This window comes from Paraferrimonas sp. SM1919 (assembly GCF_010993985.1).
GTDB lineage: Bacteria > Pseudomonadota > Gammaproteobacteria > Enterobacterales > Shewanellaceae > SM1919.
Map to the genome: position 1 here is coordinate 1 of NZ_WINH01000144.1, position 503 is coordinate 503.

General features: G+C 40.2%; 1 protein-coding gene. It reads left to right on the forward strand.

Annotated elements, in window-relative coordinates; translation table 11 throughout:
- Positions 1 to 414: hypothetical protein (locus GFB48_RS17520; RefSeq protein WP_163938816.1), on the forward strand; the 414-nt coding region annotated here is incomplete at its 5' end.
- Positions 415 to 503 lie beyond the last annotated feature (89 nt).

Consider the following 503-nt stretch of genomic DNA (forward strand, 5'->3'; position numbering starts at 1 on the left):
ACAGGTTTAAAGAACATCTTTGATGAACTGGTGGACTTTGTGAAAAATATGGAGAGTCTTGACACAATGTTAGTGAAGATAGGTGAGACCCTTAAGGCTGTTGTTGAGAAATCTCAGGAGTTTGTTGACTCTGTCAAGTCTGACTATTTAGATGCAGTGTTCCTCAACATCAATGTCGTTTATCGTGACCTTATCACAGCCATGAAAAATGTTGTTGCCTCTATCTCTGCCCTAGATATGGAGTCCTTCAGCAATGTATTTGAGGTAATTATGGATAGGTTCATTTATGTAGTCGACCAGTTCAATGGCATTGTTTATGGTGTTCTGCAACAAGCTTCAGAGGAGGCTCAAATCTACATGAAAGTTAGTGATGGAAGGCTTGAAATAGATCTTCCATTTCCCCTTCAACAGTGAGGAACCCTCACAGACTGAGGCTTAAGTCCATATGAAACACTACCATCTGTTCAAAACACACGCTTGGAAGGAGTATGGACAATTCAAAT